Here is an 18,267-nt window from a genome sequence, read left to right as displayed (position 1 = left end):
GAGATCGATACATGAATCCACAACCACCTGAACGCGACTCCGCGAGTCACGCCTATCGCTGGCGGATCGTCGCGGTGAGTGTGTTGGTCGTGGTGGTCGCGGTTGCAGGTGTCTTGGTCCTCGGCAAGATGGCGTTGGCATGGATCGACAACGGTATGACGCAGGTCCGCACGCACGAGTCGGCCGACGATGCTCGCGACTTCGTCAAAGGTTTCGGCGTTGAGCTGACGTCCCAGGACCACATCGACTATGGCGAAGTGCAGAGCTCGTTCATGGATCCGAGCGCCTACATCGTCGTCACTACGTCGTCGCCGGATCGGGTAACCGAAATACTTCGCGCATCACACTTTCCGCCGCCTTGGCCGGTCCGGTCGCCCGATCAGGTGCGAAGCCCAGCCGACCACGGCCCCGTCTGGACGCCGACACTGGTCCGCTCCAAAGTCACGGTTCCCGGCGCCGACCTTCTCGTTGCGGTGTGGGACCCCAAGCATGCGCCACGCACGGTGTACATCAGTGCGTACCAGATGTGACGACATCGCGGCGGCTGCATGCGACTCGATGACCGGTATGCGTTGGCAGGTCGCATAGGGTGCGCCCATGGCGAAGATACGCGCGGCGTGGACCGTCTTGGCGCTGCTCGGTGTCGGCCTCGCAGTGTGGGCGGCCTTCGGGCCGGTCGAATCAATATCGATGTCATGTTCGAAATCGGGCGAGCTGTACCTGCCGAACATGCCCACCGGCGCCACCTGTGATGACCCCATGTACTCGGTGCTGGGAATCTGGCCCTTGGTGCAAGTGGGCGCGCTACTGGCAGCCCCACCAGCGCTGGCAGCTGCGATCATGCGGTGCAGCGTGTCGTGGTTGGCGGTCGCCGTACTGGCGGTCCTGTCCGGATTCGGCCTCGGCCACTGGAGTGGCTTCTGGGGGCTGCTGCTGGCCTGCGTACCCATGACCGTCGTCGCGCTCGTCATTGCGATGTGCCATACGGCGGTGGCTACGCCGACGCAACACGCCCGCCCACCACGCTGACTCACGCGGCCGGACGTGCGGCAGTATGCACCCATGGGTCGACTCTGCGTGACGTTGATGTTCGCGGGAAGTGTGATCGCGCTGCTGGCGGCAGCCTTGTTTCAGGGAATAATGACTCCGGGCGACGGTTCGTACATGGCGATTTCGTCGTTCGGCGGCGGCAGGGTCGCCCTGTCGGAACCGATGCGCTACCTCGCCGTCGCCGCAGCCGGTGCGGCAGCAGGGGTCGTGACCGCTGGAGTGCTGTATGCGGCCGGTGCGCGTGTGGAACCGCAGCGGCGGATCGGACTGACCGTGGTGGCCGGCCTGCTCGGGTCCGCGGTGGGCGTAGCACCCGTATTGCTCGCGGTCGCGTTGATGGTCGACCTGTCTGACTGGCTGTCGCCGCTGGTGCCGTACGCGATCAGTGGCGCTGTGGCGTATGGGCTCGCGATTGCCGCGGTATTCCTGGCCCTGCGGGCCGTCGATGATCCCGCGACGAGCCAGACTGTTCAGGCTGTGGCTGTGGTGCTACCCGTCGGGGCACTGCTGGCGACGATCTGCGGCGTGGCCGGTGCGTGGGCGCTGGGCTTTGCGACGGTCACCTCGACATGGATCGTCGTGATCGCCATCGTCCTCATCGTCCTGTCCGCAACGTTCGCGGCAGGCCGCGCGATCGGTCTGCGCCGGGCCAACGCCAGCTGAGCGTCACAGCCGAGTGTCGGTCGGCTCGGATTCCAGCGCCAACACACCGAACACACATTCGTGAGTGCGCCACAGCGGGTCTCGGTCGGTGTGACGCGCCAGGGCTTCACGGCTCAGCTGATACTCGCGGAGCGCCAGCGACCGTTTGTGGGTCAGGTCGCGTGAGCGCAAGCGCCTGAGATCGTGCTGGTAGCCCGGACCGTAGATGATGCGCAGGTACTCGGGTCCGCGCACCTTGAGTCCGGGCGCCACGATCCGACCCTTGTTGTCGCGGACGAGGTTGTCGGACGGCTTCACCACCATTCCCTCTCCCCCGCGTGCCACGATGTCGCGCCACCAGTCCGCCCCCTCGGAACGCGAGACCTCATCGGTGGTGCTCACGACGAGGTGCGCGGTGGGAACAAATAACGACTCGTCAGCCTTGGCGAGCCGATTCAACTGCTCCAGATGCCACTGGTGTGAACGGGTTTCGAGCGTCATCGACTGATCGGTGTTACCGCAGGCCAGGATCTCGAACGGCGCGATCCGCACATCGTCGATCGTGGCGCCCACCTGGACATGCCGGCGGTAGGCGTCGGTGAAAGCGTCGATGTCGTTGCGTTGCTGCGCAGCACCAGCACGCAGCGCATCGACGTCCAGGTCGCGTTCGGCCGCGCGGTCCAACTCCGCCGACAGCGCGCCAACTCCGGCACGGCTGCTGCCGCGACAGACGCGAACTCGTCACGGATCAAGCCCTCACCCTTGATGTTCCATGGCAGCAACTCGGCATCGAGGATCAGCCAGTCACAGTCGAGTTCGTCGAACAGCGTCCGAGACGCCGCCCGGGCTCGTTTCAGCGTGGCGGCCGTCACCGCCGCATCGAAGAACGATCGGCCGGTGCGCGTGTACAGCGCACCGGTCCCGCCGATGACACCGAACGCGCGTCGCGCCGCGTCGTCGTCGCGCGTCACCACGAGCACCGCCCGTGAGCCCATGTGCTTTTCTTCGCACACAACCTCGGTCACGCCGCGGTCGGTGTAGAAGTCGAACGCAGCCTGCGGGTCCTCCAGCAACGCCGGATCGGTGCTGCCCACCGGGCTCATGGTAGGCGGCAGATACCGCAGCCAGCGCGGGTCGATGGCGAACCGCGACATCACTTCCAGCGCCGTGGCCGCGTGGTCCTCGGTGACGAGCACCGACGGCCCATAGCGGGTGAGGATGCGACGCTTGCCCGTAACGTCGTCGAGCCGAACCGCTGCGCGCACCCGCGCATCGGCGTCGGAATCGCCGTAGCCCATCGGCCGCTCGGGAGCCCAATACGTTTGACGGGCAGCCACATCGACCAGCTTCATCTCCGGATAGCGCAGCGCGGTGAGCTGTCCGCCGAATACGCAGCCGGTATCGAGGCACAGCGTGTTGTTGACCCAACCGGCCGCCGGCACCGGCGTGTGTCCGTAAACCACGCGGGCGCGACCCCGATAGTCGCGGGCCCAGTCGACCCGTACCGGGAAGCCCCAGCGGTCGGTATCCCCGGTGGTCTCGCCGTACATCGCCAACGATCGGACCCGCCCCGATGTTCGGCCGTGATAGCGCTCGGCCAACCCGGCATGTGCCACCACGAGTTGCCCGTCGTCGAACACATAGTGCGAGACCAGCGAATCCAGGAAGACCATCACCTCGTCGATGAACTCTGCCGGCTGCTGGTCCAGTTGCTCGAGCGATTCAGCCAGACCGTTGGACAAGGTGGCGGAGTCCCGGGACCGGCCCGATCCGCGACGCTGTCGCAGTGCCCGCAGCAGCTTCTCCTCGTGATTCCCGCGCACGCAGATCGCTTGGCCTGCTACGACCATCGCCATCACCAGGCGCAGTACTCCGGCGGTGTCAGGGCCGCGATCCACCAGGTCACCGACAAACGCCACCCGCCGACCCTCGGGGTGTTCGCTCATGCCGCAGACGGCGCCGTCCTCGTCGCGCAGCGGCGACCAGCCGAGATCGACGAGCAGATCGCACAGTTCGACGGAGCAACCGTGGACGTCACCGATGATGTCGAACGGGCCGTGGTCGTCGGTGCGGTCGTTGAACACCCGGGTCCGGGTAAGCGTCGCAGCACCGATGTCGTCGACTCCCGTCAGCGTATGGACGAAGCGGAAGCCCTCCTTACGCAGGTTGCGCGCCTGCTTGAGCAGTGTGTGCTGCCGGCGCACGACCCCTTCGTCGACGTCGGAGCGCCCGGCGACACGCCGCACCAGTTCGGTGACCGGCACATCCAGCACGATCGCGACGGCAAATACGTCATGCTCCTTAGCCAGATCGACGAGTGCACGACGGTCCTCGGCGCGGACCGATGTCGCATCGACCACCGTCAGCAATCCTCGCCGCAAACGCCGACCGGCCACGTCGAACAGGGCACCAAAGGCGTCCCCGGTGGCCGACTGGTCGGCCGGGTCGTCGGCGACCATGCCGCGGAAGGTGTCCGACGAGAGCACCTCGGTGTCGCGGAAATGGGTTCGCGCGAATGTTGTTTTTCCCGAGCCGGATACGCCGATCAATACCACCAGGCACAGATCCGGGACCTCGATCGCGGTCATCGGCGGCCTCCTTCACTCGAATTGAGTTGAGGCGAGGAGTCGTCGCGAGTGAACACCGCACACTGGGTGGGCGCGCCGAGCCCTTCGACCGGCTCGCCGACTCCGTCGATCGTTACGCGGTAGCGGTACTCCTCGGCCACCGAAGCGCACCACTGCGCGAAGTCGGCGCGCGTAAACTCGAACCGGTGGTCGGGGTGACGCCACTGCCCGGCCAACCCATACGCTTCGTTGTGGTCGTGGTTGGGGGTGGTGATCACGACCGTTCGGGGGGCCATCTCGTCGAAGACCGACGACATCGCGGTCGGCAGCCGATCGAACTCGATGTGTTCGATCACTTCCATCAGCACCACGGCGTCGAATCCGCGGCAGCGCGGGTCGGTGTACATCAGCGACGACTGCCAAACCGACGTCCCACGCCATCGCTGGAGTCGCTCACGGGCGCGGTCCACCATGGCCGGTGCGACATCCACACCCGCGATCTGCGCACCGGGCAGTGCCGTGACGAGCTCGGCCAGCAGTCGGCCTTCCCCGCAACCGGCGTCGAGAACCGATCTGGCGCCGGCACGTGCGAGGCTCTCGACCACCCATTCCCGACGGTGCCTCGCCAGTGACGCCCGGCGCTCGGGCACCGCGTTGGCATCGTCGGCGGGCTGCGCCGTTGTCACATCCCCGGCCAGACGCATCACCGCCTCGTCGGTCAACGAACGGACATGCTTGACGTAGCCGGCTGCGATGTCATCGCGCCGTGGGTGGGTGTCCAGCCAGCCATCGCCGAGGCGCTGCAGCTTGTCGACCTCGGCGTCATCGACGAAGTAGTGCTTGGCTCCCGCCAGAACCGGCAGGCATACCGATAGGTGCCGCAACGCATCTCGGACAGTGTGCACACCAGAGAGCGAGATCGTCACGAACTCGGAGTCACCCCACTGCGGCGGCTCCAAGGGTTGGGCCGAGGTTTGCACAGTCCAACCAAGTGGCTCGAACAGTTCCGCTGGGCTACACCGGCCGCCGGTGGGGACCGACGGCACGGTCAGCGTCATCGGCCAGCGATTATCCACCAGTTCGGGCCGGGTGGCGCAGCGACCCGCGAGCGCGTCACCGAACACCTTGCCCAGCACCACCACCAGACGCGACGACGCAGCGAATGGCACCACATTCACGTACCGCCCCATCCCCTCGGCCCGATCTACCTTGGCGCCAGCTCCATCGACGTGCAGCACCACGCTGCACAACTCGGGTGACGCGACCGGAAAGAACACGGTTGCGCCGCCTTGCGACGTCGCGAACCGCTGCACGCGATCGGGGTGTTTGTACAGCAGGAACCCGAGATCGGTTGCCGGGAGTTGCACAGTTCCGGCAACCTCGATGGACATCAACACCACTTCACGGTATGGCACAGCGCAACTGGATTGTCGGCGGCAATGAGATACATCGCTCAGCTGGGCGAGAAGCCACCGACATCCATCCCGATCCACAGCAGCGCGATGATCGGGAAAATCACGGTGAAACCGGCCCATAGGAACCCCACGATCCACCGACTCGCCTTCCACCGCCAGAACATGATGGCGCCGATCCCGTAGATCAGTGTGGGAGGAAGCGCCCAGATCAACCAGTACATGATGGGCGGGCCGGACAGCTCACCAGCGGTGGAGGCGCGCGACATCCGCCTGGTCGTTGTCGGCCATGACGCAACGCTACTGGCCGCGGCAACAAATGCGCTCGGCCACGCAGACCGCAGCCGTGTCCACACGACGGCGCGTCGAAAAGGGCTGGCACGAAGACTGCCACAACTGGGACGATTACATCCATGACGAGTCCAGACCTCCATCGGCGGTGGCTGTCATGACTGACTATCCGTTCGACGTCACCGACCGATGGACCCGTACCTGGCGAACACGACACTGGGACGGAGCTACCGAAATCCCTTCACGATGGGCGAGCGCGGTTGCTGCCGTCGAGAATGATTTGAGCTGTTGGACCCGTAAGAAGCCATTGCCGGACTTCACCGACCATGAGTGGGACGTCTTGGTCATCGACTCCGACAACGTGTTGTTTCAGCTACGGCAACGCGATTCGACCGGCTGGGGCGGATACCTGATGACGGAGAACCCGCTGGAGACAGACCGACCGGCCGCAAGCTGCATCGTATTCCTCGCCGACGAAGTACAAGGCAATCTGACGGGCCACCGCAGGATCGACTGGCCGTCGGCCGGGTGGGACGTTCTCGACCCAAGGGTCGTCGATGGGACCGCGATGTGGTGTCGAACGCGTGATGCCACACCGATCGCACGCGTGGGTGCACTGTGCACTGACTGCACGACGGGTTGGTGAGTACGTCTATGGACGCCATCGCCACCCGCCAGCGCAACCAGCCGGCGCCGCCGGCTGTCGTCTTCGAGGATCTCGTGACGCCGAATCGGCAACCGGGCCGACCGTGGCTTCATCTGCTCGACGATGAAATCGCACCAGTCGTTGTCGAATCCGCCCGTCCCGCGCGGGTGGTCTGGTCATCGCTGTGGATCAAGCGGCCGGACGCCCAGATCATGTTCGACCTGAGCCCTGGCCGCGGGGGTACCGATCTGCGGTGGACGCTACTCGTCGAGCCGCCCGACCCCGATGACCGCCAGTTCCGCCATCTGTGCCAACGCATCGGCACCTTGATCAACGCCAACCTGCGATACACATATGGTCAATAGGGAAAGCGGCTACGGTTTTCGCATGGATCACTATGTCCGCCAGGAACCGATTCCTGAACCAGAACCGGTGCCGCCCCCACGTGGTTGGCGGCAACGTCTGCGGGACTGGCGACACCGAATGTTCGGCTCGGAGCCGAGCGGATATTCGTCGATCTCCCCGCGCAAACCCGACGGCACTCGCGGCCCGATCTTTCCGTTCAACTCCAGCGGTGGCGGGGGCGGAAGCGCGTAGACGGGCTGATGCGGTCGGAGCAGATGGCTATCCGAGGTGCGGCGTGGCTCCCGATTTTCTCCAGCTAAGGGGCGTCGCTCGGAGGAACCGCCCGATTTCCACTGCCGTTGACTGCCCCAGTGCTGTCCTGCGATAAGCAAATGCCGGTCTGGCGCGTGTTCTGATCAGGGGGCGCCCCGGCTGGCTGTGGATTGAGTGCTTGGAAGCGAGCTAGTGTCTCGTCCTTGCTCAACGAGTCGTCGTCAATCCAATCTGTAGGCATGCGGCCATTGTGCCGCAGTTTCTCACTTGTAGACACTGCGCGAATCGCGAGGCGGTAGTGGACAGCCCATGAGATTTCTAACCTCAGGCGCGGATGAGCTGTGATTTACACCATATTCACGACACGTGCCGCCCATAACCGTTCTTATGGGCGGCGGTTTCCAACACCGGCACCAGGCGGGTCGCCGAAAACCGCCCATAAGCCGCGTCAACGACCGCATTGCGCCCTACGAAGACGAAAGTCACTGTGCCCAAATCTGTTTAAGGTAGAGCCCGCATAACTCGACCACACAGAGAGGGCGGAGCCACATGATTCCGATACACGACAAACGACCAAATGCTTGGCGTTGGGCCCCGACCGTGCTCCAAGCGCTCAGGCTGCTCTACGACGTTGCGCGGCACGGCTGGCCCTGGTGACACGTCGCAGCGAACTTCCGCGCGACCTCGAAGACCATCTTCGGCGTGAAGACGTACCTGGTGACGAGTACGGAATGGGAAGCGGAAACCTCTTTCCCTGACAGCCACCTCCGCCAAGCCTCCACAACCACTCCGCCAACGTTCCGCGGAACGCTCAACTTGTCAGAGTCCGTCGATACATTGAGCGGTAACCGGTTCACGTCTGTCAGGGGGTCATGATGTCGGTTACCGCAGTGCCGTCGTCCACGAACGAGCCGTCGCCAACGAGTAAGCCGCCCAGCATCTTCGACCACGTGGCCACCGACGACCTGACCACCGAGGAGATCGGGACTCGGCTTGTCGGATACGCCAGCCAGATGGCGGCGCTGACGGCGCGGTTCCTCGAGTTACTCGCGGAGTTCGACCGCCGCGGCGGCTGGAGCGGTGAGGGCATCATGTCGTGCGCACACTGGCTGACCTGGCGCACCGGCCTGTCCATCCGTACCGCGCAGGAACATCTGCGCATCGCCCATGCGCTGCCGGAACTTCCGCTCCTGCGCCAGGCCTTCACCGAAGGACGACTCTCGTACTCGAAGGTGCGGGCTCTGACACGCGTTGCGACACCGGAACGGGAAGAAGAGCTCCTGAACGTTGCATTGTCGGCCACTGCCTCGCAGGTCGAGCGACTTGTCCAGTCCATCCGCAACGTCGATCGCCACAAAGACGAATCCGAGCGCGGCACCATCGATTCCAGCAGCTCGTGGAGCTGGAACTTCGACGGGTCGTTGTCGGTGAAGCTACGACTCTCACCGCTCGACGGCGCCCGATTCCTGGCCGGCGTCGTGCGCGCCGAGTATGAACGCACCCGCACCGCCGGCGACCCCGACCTACCCACCGAGCCCGCCCCCGACGAGGACGCTCCCGACGTCACCAAGAAGTCGCCTGGCCATCCGGGATCGGCAGACCTGTGGCGCAACGTGCCCTCCGACATCGCACCGGCGGTCGTCGCGATGGGCGACACCATGCAGAGCACGATCTCCGTGCCGGAGTTCGTGCCCGGTGCCGAACTCGTGGTCCACACCCACGACGATGCCGACCCCCACCTCGACGACGGACCGGCGCTCGAGGACACCGAAGTCGACGAAGCCGCCTGTGGCGGAGCTGTTCGGAAGGTCAAGCACGGCAAGAAACGCAAAGGCGCACGCGGAATTGTGCTCAACTACGGCCGCAAACGTCGCATGCCGACGCGAAAGGTGATGCGCGTGCTATTCGAACGCGACCGCTGCTGCCAACATCCCGGCTGCGGCCGCACTCGCCACCTGCACGCGCATCACGTGCAGTTCTGGTCGCAGGACGGCCCCACCAACCCCGACAATCTGATCCTGCTGTGTTCGGCCCATCATCGCGCCCTGCACCGCGGCGAGTTCGCGATCACAGCTCGCGGCAGACAACAGTTCAGCTTCCACAGACCCGACGGATCCACCATCGAGCGTGCACCCGCAGTCCACAAACCCGACGGTTGGCAACCGGATACGGCTATCGACGACGACGCAGTGCTACCGATCAGTCCCGGACGGCACCTCAACGCCGGTTACGCGACCGAAGTCCTGTACGCCGCGTGGGCATGGAAAGCGCGACAGGCCGTGGCCGATCTCGCGGCCGCATGACGTTCCGCGGAACGCTCCCGGCCGAGTCACGGACATTGGGCAGCCCGCCGAACACCCCCTAGCTGGGGGATGGTCACGCACCCGTTCCTGCGATGCACTTGATGCAGACGACGAATCCGGGTTCAGAGCAGGATCTGGCGGAGGTGACGACCATGACTGACGCACTGGTGATCGGCAGCGGCCCCTCGGGGCTGGCAACGGGTGCCGAGTTGGTGAAGCGAGGCATCGACGTGACCGTGCTCGAGCGCGGCGAGCGGACGGCCTCAGCCTGGGCTGGCAGATACGACGGATTGCGGTTCAACACGAGCCGATGGTGGTCGGCGTTGCCCGGCGCACCCTTTCCGCGCGCATACGGGTGGTTTCCTACCCGCGACCAGTACGTCCGCTATCTCGACGACTACGCCGCCGCACGACACGTGCCGGTTCGCCACAGCGTCGCGGTCGAGCGAATCGATTCCGCGCCCGAAGGTGGATGGAAAGTCACCGCCACTGGCAAGACCTTCCACACACGCCACGTTGTGGTGGCCACCGGCGTGTTCAATGTCCCCTGGCTGCCGGACTGGGCGCGCGGTGATCGCACACCACCGAAAGTTCTGCACGCGAGTGACTACCACAATGCGGCGCCGTACCGAGGCCTTCGCGTCCTCGTGGTCGGCGCGGGCTCGACCGGCATGGAGATCGCGCGCGAACTCGCTGACGTCGCGGCCCAGGTGTCGCTGTCGGTCCGGACCGCCCCAAACATCCTGCTGCGCAGTAGCGGCGGGCTCCCCGGGGATCTCGCCGTACCGCTGATCCTGCGTCTGCCAACCGATCTGGCCGACTCCTTCCTGGCCACAGTCCAACACGCAACCATCGGCGATCTCTCGCCGTACGGGCTCAGCTCTCCACCTGCCGGGGTGATCGCGCAGCTGCGTGAACGTGGCGCCGGAACTGCCGTCGTGGACAAGGAGGTCATTGACGCCATCCGGGACGGAGGCATCCGCATCGTCGCTGCGGTGGACGGACTCGACGAACAAGGCGCCCAGTTGGTCGACGGGTCGCATGTGGGAGCCGATGTCGTCATCGCTGCAACGGGATACACCACCGGTCTGCGCGAGATGGCCGGGCACCTCGACGTTCTCGACGCACGTGGTCTGCCCCGAGTTGTTGATGGCGGTGAGGTGATGACCGGCCTGCGATTCGTCGGCTATGTTCTGCGTCCGGGGCTGACCGGCTACACCGGGAAGCTCGCTCGAGTGGCCGCTCGGGGCATCGCCGCCTCCCGCGATGACACGGCTGCGGTGGCGAGCTGAGGCAGCGTCAGCCCGACGGGGCGACATGCACCCGCGGCTGATGCTGCAGCCGAGCCAGGAGCTCGGGACGACTCCTCACTCCGAGCTTGGTGAAGATCGATTTGATGTGACCACGCAATGTTTCTGGTGTAATCCAGAGTTCCTGTGCGACGTCGGCGGTGTCCATGCCCGTGAGTAGCAATTGCGTGACCTCCTGCTCCCGCGCCGTCAACTCGTGCAGGTGGAGCAGCAAGGGAGCGATGTCGGCCCTGCGGGCCGGTTCGAGCACGACGGCCGTACTCGTAGCGTCCAGCCGCATCCCGCGGACCAGCAGCCACTCGCCGGACGCTCCCTGCGTTCGAGCGAATGCCGGCGGTCCAGCGCGCTCACCGTCGGCCAGCGCCCGGGCCTGGGCCGCGACCTCGTGCACGACAACCGAGGCGTCCAACCGCGTGCAGCCGATCGAACCGAGCCAGCGCTGCGCTCGGTCCGTCGCGGTCATGACGCGTCCCGCGTCGTCCAGAACGACCATCGCGAGCTCCTGATCGGCCGAGAACTCGAGATGGTGCAGCAGGAGCCCGGCCCGGAGACCGTGCGCGACGTGCGGAGACAGGCGCGCGACGATGTCGACCTCACGGCCGGTGAACCACGGGTCGTCGGCCAACCGCGTCATACATACGTGACCCCACGTGATCTGACCCGCACGGAATACCGCACGCAACTCGTCGCCGTATCCTCTCGGCCGGTAGACCTGAGCCCACCGTGCACTGCGATCGAGATGGCCGTCGGTCGCGGCGCTCAGCGACGACGCGGACTGCGACCCTCGGGCCAGGTCGACGAACTTGTTGACATCGTCGACAGTCAACTCCAGTTCGATCAGCGCCAGATGCGCCTCGCGGAGAACGTCCTGTTCGTACACCCCGGTGATGAGCAATGTGTCCGGGTCGACGAGCAACCATCCGGCCACCGCATACGGGACGTGCCGCCGAACGGCACGCGCCACGTGCTCGAGCAGTCGGAGCGGTTCATCGGTGCGCGCACAAATCCCCGCGACCTGCTCCACCAGCCGGTCGTCTGCTCGGGTGTGGCTGACCATGGTGTATCCATGATGAACCCCCGCGGCGTCTATCGCACGAGAATCCTTACCGGCAGATGACCTCCGCTACGTCGACAGTCGCGATGCCTGCCCACGCCCGATCCGGCTGCGAGCGTATGCCTGTTTGCGAAGGCTCGCCAGCCACGACGGTGCCAGTTCGACGTTCCGCGGAACGTTGCCCACGGGATCGAGATCGAAGGCCGGGTCGGCCGGGAGATCGAGATCCAGCCGCAGCACCGGCACGAAGCGATCACCGCCGCGAGCGACCTCTACGGTGACGATGATCGGCCGGCCCGCATACACCGTTTTGCGTAGCTCGTCGATCGACAATCCCGACAGATCGCCGGGTTCGACGATGTGTGCCCGCACCCAGTACAACGCGCCGTCGTGCCGGAACGGCGTCAGACTCGACACGGTCGCACCCGGCCACCGTGTGGTGAGCAGCGGCAGCGGGACACGGCCACCGAGCGGTGCCGGACCGGCGAGCAGCAGATCCCATACACGGCGGTCCCGGTCCGCGGCGTCGGCGGTGACGGGCAGCCGCACGGCGATACCCACGATGTCGGGCAATGCACCGGGCGTGCCGACCCCCTTCGACACCCGCGCGGTGACCGGCCCTGCGCACAGGGGCAGCGGGGTGTCGCCGACCAACTCAGCCTGACCTTGGCAGACGAGACCGTCGGGATGGAAGACGCGGGCGGAGCGCGCATGCGACAGCCACTCGAACGGCTTGGCCAGGAGGCTGGTGATCACACCTGCGGGGTGACCATCGGGGTTGCTCGCCAAACCTCAGTCCCAGGTTTGACACCGGGGTCGTCGGGCAATGTTCGCTGCATGAGCTCCCTGTGGTTCCAGACCCCCGATGCGGCATCGCCTGATCGCGCTGCCCCACCGACCGACCTCGCCGACAGCAGTTACGACCACGTCGTTGTGGGCGGCGGCATCACCGGCCTCACCACAGCGCTCTTGCTGGCCCGCGCCGGCCGGAAGGTCGCGGTGCTCGAAGCCCGACACCTCGGGGCCGCGGCCACCGGAAACACCACCGGGAAACTGTCGCTGCTGCAGGGCACCCGACTGTCGTCGATCTCCCGCAAGCACGGACAGGCGGCCGTCGACAACTACGTGGAGGCCAACCGGGAGGGCCAAGCGTGGCTCACCCAGTACTGCAGCAAGCGCGGAATCGCATTCGAGGAACGCGCCGCGGTGACGTTCGCGACCACCGAGTCCGGCGCAGCCAAGGTCCTCGAGGAGGACGCGGCCTGCCGTGCCGCGGGACTACCGGTCGAGGCCGCCGACTGCGCCGAACTGCCGTTCCCGGTGCAGGCCGGTGTCCGGCTCGACGGACAAGTCCAGATCGACCCGATGGTGGTGGCCCGCGCGTTGGCCGACGACGTGCGTGAGCACGGTGGTCAGATCTACGAGGGTGTTCGCGTGCGCGGGGTGGGTCATCGTCTCTCACGACAAGTGGTCGACACCGACGCCGGGAAGGTGCACGCGGACTCCGTCGTGATCGCCACCGGAACCCCGTTTCTCGACCGTGGCGGATTCTTCGCCCGCGTCCACGCGCAACGGTCGTATGCGGCTGCGTTCACCGTGGACGGGCCCATCCCCCAGGACATGTATCTCGGTGCCGACGACCCGTCGGTGTCGCTGCGCACCGCTCCCCGACCCGGACACGACGGCGAACAGTTGCTGCTGGTGGGCGGATTCGGCCACGAGGTCGGCAGGGTGGAATCCGAGCAGGCCCACGTCAACGACATGCTGCGCTGGGCCGAACGCACCTTCCCCACTGCCCGGCTGGTGGCTCGGTGGTCGGCGCAGGACTACACCTCGATCGACGAATTGCCCTACGTGGGAGCGCTTTTGCCCGGGATCGACGGCGTCCAGATTGCGACAGGCTTCGCGAAGTGGGGGCTCACCAACGGTGTGGCCGCCGCGTTGGCCATCACCGGGCGGCTCCTCGGTTCCACCCAAGGATGGTCGACGAGCCTGCAGCCCTGGCGCACTTCGGAACTGACGTCGGCACCGACTGCGGTGTCGACGAACCTGCAGGTGGCCAAGTACATGCTGAGCGGCTACCTCACGCTCGCCCGCTCGGCCGATCCCGCGCCCGCAGAAGGTGCCGGCAAGGTGGGACACGACGGTGTGGTTCCCCGCGGCGTCTGCACCGTGGACGGCACTACGACCTCGGTGGCGCCCCTGTGCACCCACCTGTACGGCGTGCTGCGGTGGAATGATGCCGAAAACAGTTGGGACTGCCCGCTGCACGGCTCACGGTTCGATCATCGCGGGAATGTGCTGGAGGGACCGGCGACGCGGCCGCTGCCGGGGTCGCCGGCGGCGTCGGACTGAGGTCGCGGACCAGCCAGAGCCCGTCAGTCCTACAGTCCGTCAACTGAACAACAACTGCCCGATCTCGAATCCCGCACGCTGCATCTCCGGAAGCTCGGACTTGTTGCCCGCAGCCACAAGCACGCCTCCCCCGGTGGTGTCGAAGAAGATGCCCGTGGTGTTCGCGGTGATGAACATGAACACAGCGATGCCCAGGAACACCAAGCCGAGCAAAAGTCCCAGCCCACTACTCACACCGAGCGAGGCGGCCATCGCAAAGAACATGAGAGCCAACACGATCGAGACCGCACCGTAGAACATTCGTCTGCCCGACGCCTTGGTCCCCAACGACAGCCGACTCACGTGACGCAGCGGCGCCTCGTGCTGGATGAAGCCGTGGCGGAAGATCCCGAACAACAGGTGCGGATCATGCACGATGACCCGGCGGTCGGTGACGGTCACCGTCGTCTTGGCGTGGGTCACGAACGTGCGCGGCGTGAACTGTCCGTGATATCGGACCACTTCACCGGCGAGCAACGCGGGCGGCATAGCTATGGTCATCGGGCACCTTTCGTGACGATTTCGTGAGGCGTGGCTGAAGTGGTCAAGGCAGATACACCGTCGTACCTGCCGGGCCGGACGTCGTGGAGATGAGCTTGCCCAGGCAGTGGTCGCGGTCGAAACCCTGCTGCGCACACCACGACACAGCCGCCTGCCCGGACGGGAAGGTCTGTGCGGTGATGCTCACCCACCAACCCGAGGAGGTGAACACCGGCCACTCATCACTCCACAACAGACGCGCTCCGGAGAAGCGTTGATAGAACGACGCGAACTCGTCGAGGATGTCCTGGTGGGTCCACACCTTGCCGTCGGCGACCAGACCAGGCTGTTTGGAACTGAGCTGAGCGACCCACCGGTCGGAACCCGAGGCAAGGATCTCGGTGCGGTCGGCATCGGCCTGCGCACTCAACGCCTGCGCGATGGCCTGTTCGGTATCAACCCCGGGCGGGACGTAGGTCTGGGCCGGTGACACCGACACCGGTACGGCCGAGGAAGCCAGTTGCTGCGTGGTCGTCGAGCCGACCGGATTCAGACTGACCGTGAGACCTGCGGTGGCCGAACCGGGCAGACCGTAATAGCTGCCGGTCGGGAAGGTCATGGTGATTTCGCGTCCCGCCGACTCCGATCCGGGCAGGGCGATCGGAGTCGAGGAGAAGTCGAACGATCCCGACGCCACCAGACCCGCCGACGACGACACTGCCACCTGCATCGCCGAATTGGACAGCACATCACCGTCGGCACAGGAACTGGCGGCGGTCACCGTGACGGCCAAGCCATCCGGAGTCAGGGAGGCGCTGCGCGGAGTCATGGTGGGCGGGGTCGCGCATGCGGTGACCGTTGCCGACTGCGATCCGCCACTGGCAGCCTCGTCGACGACCCACCAGTCTTTTGCCGGCCCGACGGTGAGCGCCCACGTGGCCGCTGCGAGCACCAGCACGATGACGGCGACAACCGACCAGACGATCCTCGAGAACCGGTCGGGAGCTTGTCGCGGTGGCGGCGCCCAGCCTGTAGCCGTGGGAGCGTTCCGCAGAACGTCGGTGGCCGAGTCGGATTCGGCTATCTCCACGGGTTTGGGTGTGAAGATGCGGTAGACGGGAGGCTGGGCGAACGACGTGGTTGTCGCCGCCTGCGGGTCATCGACCTCCACGGGTGGTTCGACCTCGGCGCGGTGCGCGTCGCCGGGATGCCACTGCATCCAGTCGAGTTGCAGAGTCTGGTTTGTCGGCGGTGTGCCCTCGGCGTCAGACATGCAGGCACCACAAGCGCACGACGCATACCCGTGGACCGTCCACCATGAATCGACGGTAGCGGCACGTGAGTGCGCGGTCTATCGACCATTTGTGTCAAAGATGAGGGGGTAGATCGCCGCGTTACGCGTTCTGCCACCAAATTCCGCGGTTAGCACAAACGGATTAACGGCACATTCAACCAAAGGACTGAATCAACCCAACAACCGTTGAGCCGTATTGCGCAACCTCACTTTCGGTGCTTCGATCAGCCCAGACATCGCCGCGGCAATCAATCATGGGCGTGAGATCAGAAGGTTCTCGGGGGTATCTCTGTCCGCCACGGCATCCCGCTGTACCGCTGTTCTGTCATGTCCCACTGTGCGCTGCAGAAAGTCGAGCGATGACATTCCCCGACAACCCGAGCCCCTATCCCACATTCCCGCCATCATCTGGTGCGCCGGACAACCAGCGCAAGAAGACCCTGATTCTGGGGTCCATTGTCGCCGTGCTGGCATTGATCGTCACCAGCATCGTCGTGCTGTCGGTGAAGTCGGAGGACGGTAATCCGTTGACGCCGGCACTACGGTTGTTCGGCGTCGGTGAGACGCAACCGGATCCGTTCACCCCGTCGGTCGCACTCACCAACCGGGAGCTGCCCACCGACGTGCAACTCGCATCCACCCGGGGTGCGCAGGACCGCGGCGTCCGCGTGGTCAACGGCACCGAACAGGGGTTGTACGGGGCCGGTGGCACCGCCAGTTGCGACGTCGCCGCGCTGGGCAATTCGTTGGCCAACGATCCGTCGGCGGCACGTGCGTGGGCGAGTGTCTTCGGCATCAACCCCAGCGACATCCCCTACTACCTCAACACCCTGACGCCGGTGGTGCTGACCGCCGACACCTGGGTCACCAACCACTCCTACCGCAGCGGTAGCGCTTATGCGTTCCAGTCGGTCCTGCAGGCCGGCACGCCGGTGCTCGTCGACGGTTCCGGTGTGCCCCGCGCGATCTGCTCCTGCGGCAACCCCCTCGCTCCGCCCGCAGCGGCGCCGGTCGGCGGCTATCGCGTCGTCGGCGCCCCATGGCGCACCTACCACACGCACAATGTGGTGCGGGTGGCGTATCACACCGAGAACGTGACGGTCGTGAACAATACGACGGTCGTCGCACCTGCCGCCGATCCCACCGCGACGTTGGCGGCCGCCGCGCTATCGCTGATCAACGTCGACAACGCGCAACTGTTCACGCGTACCGTCGGCAACGTCCTCAACCTCACCGGCGTCCCGCCGCAGACCGGTCCGCTGCCCACGCCCGCCGACCTTAACGTGCCGTTCACCGCCACCAGCGACGAAGAAGCCGAGCAGAACGGTCTGGCCGAAGCCGGCAGCCCGCAGCCCGCGGAGGCCGTGGTGGAGCGTGCCGCCGAAGACGGCAACTCCCCCGAGATGGAGGTCAGCGCAGGCCAATCCGCACCGGCCATCGCCGGCGGCGAGTCCGCGCCCGCGGGCGGGGAATCTGCCGCAGCTCAGTCGGCGTCGGCAGCAGCATCGTCGGCCGACTCGTCCGAGCGTCCGCGCCCCACCACGTTCACCGGTACCGGCGAGCAGATCGGCTCGTTGTCCTTCGACGACGATGGCACCTCGGTCAGTTGCACGGTGCCGGCCGAACCGACCACCGCCACCCGACTCACGTTGGACTGCAGCGACTCCGTAGCCCGCGAGGTCTACGCGTCGTCGCTGCTGAGTACCTCGGTCGACTCGGCCACCGACGCCGAGGGAGTGTGGTCGGTCTCGCTGACCCCGCCGAACGCGTCGGTCGTCAACGTCGACGTGGCCACCGCGGTCTGGCGGGCACTCCCGGAGGTCACCACGCCGACGACCACCGATCCCACCACGCAGGCGCCTGCGCCGGCTCCCGAGATCACTCAGGAACCAACGGTGGAGACCACGACACCGGAGATAGTGACGCCGACCGAGGAACCGACGGTGGAAACGACCACACCCGAGATAACGACGACCACGACCACCACGCCGGTCGCCTGACGGTTCTATTTCTGCACGCACCTTTTCGTCGTTTTGGCGGCTCTTCCTGATTCAGAGTGCATCCAGGCGTTCGGCGAGCTGTCCGGAATGGATCAGGGACCGCAAGATGTAGTGGCCGAGGTTGCGGAATCCGAGGGCGATGCCGCGTAGATGCTCGAGTCGGCCGTTGATCGCTTCAACCGGTCCATTGGAGGCGCCGGTGTCGA

At 65.8% G+C, this 18,267-nt stretch carries 16 protein-coding genes and 1 pseudogene; 9 read left to right on the top strand and 8 right to left on the bottom strand.

The features are described from left to right. Positions 1–11: 11 nt before the first annotated feature. From VX037_RS18600 to VX037_RS18590, 3 genes are all read left to right on the top strand, one after another. A complete protein-coding gene (locus VX037_RS18600) occupies positions 12–530 on the top strand; it encodes a hypothetical protein (RefSeq protein ID WP_328715292.1) in 519 nt (172 codons plus the stop codon). A gap of 67 nt (positions 531–597) precedes the next feature. Beyond that, positions 598–1,029, top strand: a complete 432-nt coding sequence (locus VX037_RS18595; RefSeq protein WP_328715290.1) for a hypothetical protein — start codon at positions 598–600, stop codon at positions 1,027–1,029. A gap of 33 nt (positions 1,030–1,062) precedes the next feature. Further along, positions 1,063–1,713 carry a hypothetical protein gene (locus VX037_RS18590; protein ID WP_328715288.1) on the top strand — a complete coding sequence of 217 codons (651 nt, stop codon included), beginning with the start codon at positions 1,063–1,065 and terminating at the stop codon, positions 1,711–1,713. 3 nt (positions 1,714–1,716) lie between these two features. On the opposite strand, the pseudogene VX037_RS18585 reads toward VX037_RS18590, so the two are convergent. The 3 genes and pseudogenes from VX037_RS18585 to VX037_RS18575 all read right to left on the bottom strand — a co-directional run bounded on the left by VX037_RS18585 (position 1,717) and on the right by VX037_RS18575 (position 5,940). Continuing rightward, a pseudogene (locus VX037_RS18585) lies at positions 1,717–4,280 on the bottom strand (polynucleotide kinase-phosphatase). Next, entirely contained in the window at positions 4,277–5,650 is a 1,374-nt protein-coding gene (locus tag VX037_RS18580) for a 3' terminal RNA ribose 2'-O-methyltransferase Hen1 (protein ID WP_328715452.1), read from the bottom strand. The pseudogene VX037_RS18585 and the gene VX037_RS18580 overlap by 4 nt, the downstream one beginning before the upstream one ends. Before the next feature lie 62 nt (positions 5,651–5,712). Beyond that, positions 5,713–5,940, bottom strand: coding sequence for a hypothetical protein (locus VX037_RS18575; RefSeq protein ID WP_328715286.1), 228 nt, complete (start codon positions 5,938–5,940; stop codon positions 5,713–5,715). Between the two features lie 20 nt (positions 5,941–5,960). On the opposite strand from VX037_RS18575, the gene VX037_RS18570 reads away from it, so the two are divergent. From VX037_RS18570 to VX037_RS18555, 4 genes are all read left to right on the top strand, one after another. Beyond that, positions 5,961–6,608 carry a hypothetical protein gene (locus VX037_RS18570; RefSeq protein WP_328715284.1) on the top strand — a complete coding sequence of 216 codons (648 nt, stop codon included), beginning with the start codon at positions 5,961–5,963 and terminating at the stop codon, positions 6,606–6,608. Between the two features lie 8 nt (positions 6,609–6,616). Then, the gene (locus VX037_RS18565; RefSeq protein ID WP_328715450.1) at positions 6,617–6,973 is read left to right on the top strand and encodes a hypothetical protein; all 357 of its coding nucleotides are present in this window, start codon (positions 6,617–6,619) and stop codon (positions 6,971–6,973) included. Positions 6,974–8,176: 1,203 nt separating this feature from the next. After that, the gene (locus VX037_RS18560) at positions 8,177–9,529 is read left to right on the top strand and encodes an HNH endonuclease (RefSeq protein WP_328715282.1); all 1,353 of its coding nucleotides are present in this window, start codon (positions 8,177–8,179) and stop codon (positions 9,527–9,529) included. 152 nt (positions 9,530–9,681) lie between these two features. Next, the gene (locus VX037_RS18555) at positions 9,682–10,821 is read left to right on the top strand and encodes a flavin-containing monooxygenase (protein ID WP_266060173.1); all 1,140 of its coding nucleotides are present in this window, start codon (positions 9,682–9,684) and stop codon (positions 10,819–10,821) included. Positions 10,822–10,828: 7 nt separating this feature from the next. Here VX037_RS18555 and VX037_RS18550 read toward each other — a convergent pair whose 3' ends face one another. Together VX037_RS18550 and VX037_RS18545 are read right to left on the bottom strand one after the other, a co-directional pair. After that, positions 10,829–11,896, bottom strand: coding sequence for a helix-turn-helix transcriptional regulator (locus VX037_RS18550; RefSeq protein WP_328715280.1), 1,068 nt, complete (start codon positions 11,894–11,896; stop codon positions 10,829–10,831). 66 nt (positions 11,897–11,962) lie between these two features. Beyond that, positions 11,963–12,649, bottom strand: a complete 687-nt coding sequence (locus VX037_RS18545) for a hypothetical protein (protein ID WP_328715278.1) — start codon at positions 12,647–12,649, stop codon at positions 11,963–11,965. Between the two features lie 81 nt (positions 12,650–12,730). Here VX037_RS18545 and VX037_RS18540 point away from each other — a divergent pair, with 81 nt between their 5' ends. Next, a complete protein-coding gene (locus VX037_RS18540; RefSeq protein WP_328715276.1) occupies positions 12,731–14,248 on the top strand; it encodes an FAD-dependent oxidoreductase in 1,518 nt (505 codons plus the stop codon). A gap of 39 nt (positions 14,249–14,287) precedes the next feature. On the opposite strand, the gene VX037_RS18535 is transcribed toward VX037_RS18540, so the two are convergent. Next, positions 14,288–14,788: a hypothetical protein gene (locus VX037_RS18535; RefSeq protein WP_328715274.1), complete on the bottom strand. Its 501-nt coding sequence runs from the start codon at positions 14,786–14,788 to the stop codon at positions 14,288–14,290. 43 nt (positions 14,789–14,831) lie between these two features. After that, positions 14,832–16,040 carry a hypothetical protein gene (locus tag VX037_RS18530; RefSeq protein ID WP_328715272.1) on the bottom strand — a complete coding sequence of 403 codons (1,209 nt, stop codon included), beginning with the start codon at positions 16,038–16,040 and terminating at the stop codon, positions 14,832–14,834. Between the two features lie 380 nt (positions 16,041–16,420). Here VX037_RS18530 and VX037_RS18525 point away from each other — a divergent pair, with 380 nt between their 5' ends. Continuing rightward, positions 16,421–18,061, top strand: coding sequence for a DUF6777 domain-containing protein (locus tag VX037_RS18525; protein WP_328715270.1), 1,641 nt, complete (start codon positions 16,421–16,423; stop codon positions 18,059–18,061). A gap of 51 nt (positions 18,062–18,112) precedes the next feature. On the opposite strand, the gene VX037_RS18520 is transcribed toward VX037_RS18525, so the two are convergent. Then, the coding region (locus VX037_RS18520) for a transposase (protein ID WP_328715449.1) at positions 18,113–18,267 on the bottom strand (155 nt) is incomplete at its 5' end.

This window comes from Gordonia sp. Z-3 (genome assembly GCF_036233855.1).
Classification (GTDB): domain Bacteria; phylum Actinomycetota; class Actinomycetes; order Mycobacteriales; family Mycobacteriaceae; genus Gordonia; species Gordonia tangerina.
This window is presented reverse-complemented; position numbering and strand designations above follow the sequence as displayed.